At 63.2% G+C, this 1,468-nt stretch carries 1 protein-coding gene; it reads right to left on the bottom strand.

Going from position 1 to position 1,468, the window contains the following annotated elements; translation table 11 throughout:
- Positions 1 to 189: 189 nt before the first annotated feature.
- Positions 190 to 1,467: a phosphopyruvate hydratase gene (eno, locus tag FN835_RS21055; RefSeq protein WP_142665179.1), complete on the bottom strand. Its 1,278-nt coding sequence runs from the start codon at positions 1,465 to 1,467 to the stop codon at positions 190 to 192.
- Between the last annotated feature and the right edge of the window lies 1 nt (position 1,468).

Consider the following 1,468-nt stretch of genomic DNA (forward strand, 5'->3'; position numbering starts at 1 on the left):
TCCTGTTCGCAGGCGCAGGCGTCAAGCCGATCCTTGCTGCCGCGCCCAAGGGGATCGAGGCGCTGAATGCCGTGCAACCCTCGGAATTCCGCAAGCGGCTGGCGCTTGGCGCATTCGCCCTGACCCATCGCTGGTGGATATGAAAAAGGGCGGCCCGAAGGCCGCCCTTTCCGCATTCCAAGGTGGCAATCACCCGCGCAGGATCGAACGACCTGCATATTCGGCGGATGCACCCAGCGCTTCCTCGATGCGGATCAGCTGGTTGTATTTCGCCAGCCGGTCCGAACGCGCCAAGCTGCCTGTCTTGATCTGACCGCAATTCGTGGCGACTGCCAGATCGGCGATGGTCGCGTCCTCGGTTTCGCCCGAACGGTGCGACATCACCGAGGTATAGCGGGCACGGTCGGCCATACGCACGGCGTCCAGCGTTTCGGTCAGGGTGCCGATCTGGTTGACCTTGACCAGCAGCGAATTGCCGCAGCCGCGCGCGATACCTTCGGCCAGACGCGCGGGGTTGGTCACGAACAGGTCGTCGCCGACCAGCTGCACGCGGCCGCCCAGCGTGTCCGTCAGCAGCTTCCAGCCTTCCCAGTCATCCTCGGAACAGCCATCCTCGATCGACAGGATCGGGTAGTCGTTGCACAGCGCTTCCAGATAGGCGACGTTTTCGCCGGGCGTCAGCGATTTGCCTTCGCCGACCATCTCATATTTGCCGTTCTTGAAATATTCGGTCGAGGCGCAGTCCAGCGCCAGCATGATGTCCTCGCCGGGCTGGTAGCCCGCCTTTTCGATCGAGCGCAGGATGAAGTCCAGCGCGTCGCGGGCGCTCGACAGGTTCGGCGCAAAGCCGCCCTCGTCGCCGATGCCGGTCGAAAGACCCGCTGCCGACAGTTCTTTCTTCAGCGTGTGGAACACTTCCGAACCCATGCGGACAGCTTCGCGGATGTTTTCCGCAGCCACCGGCATGATCATGAATTCCTGAATGTCGATCGGATTGTCGGCATGTTCGCCGCCATTGATGATGTTCATCATCGGCACCGGCAGGATGCGCGCGCCCGTGCCGCCGACATAGCGATATAGCGGCTGGGCGCTGGCTTCGGCGGCGGCTTTCGCCACAGCCAGCGACACGCCCAGAATGGCATTGGCGCCCAGACGGCCCTTGTTATGGGTGCCATCCAGATCGATCATGGCGCGGTCGATGCCGATCTGGTCGGTCACATCCTCGCCGATCAGGTTCTCGGCGATCTCGCCGTTGACGGCGTTCACGGCCTCAAGCACGCCCTTGCCCATATAACGCGACTTGTCGCCGTCACGTTTTTCCACGGCTTCATGCGCGCCGGTCGAGGCGCCCGAGGGCACGGCTGCACGGCCCATGGTGCCGTCTTCCAGCGTGACATCGACCTCGACGGTCGGGTTGCCGCGGCTGTCCAGAATCTCGCGTGCGAAAATGTCGATGATGGCGGTCATG

The organism is Paracoccus laeviglucosivorans (genome assembly GCF_900182695.1).
Taxonomy (GTDB): domain Bacteria; phylum Pseudomonadota; class Alphaproteobacteria; order Rhodobacterales; family Rhodobacteraceae; genus Paracoccus; species Paracoccus laeviglucosivorans.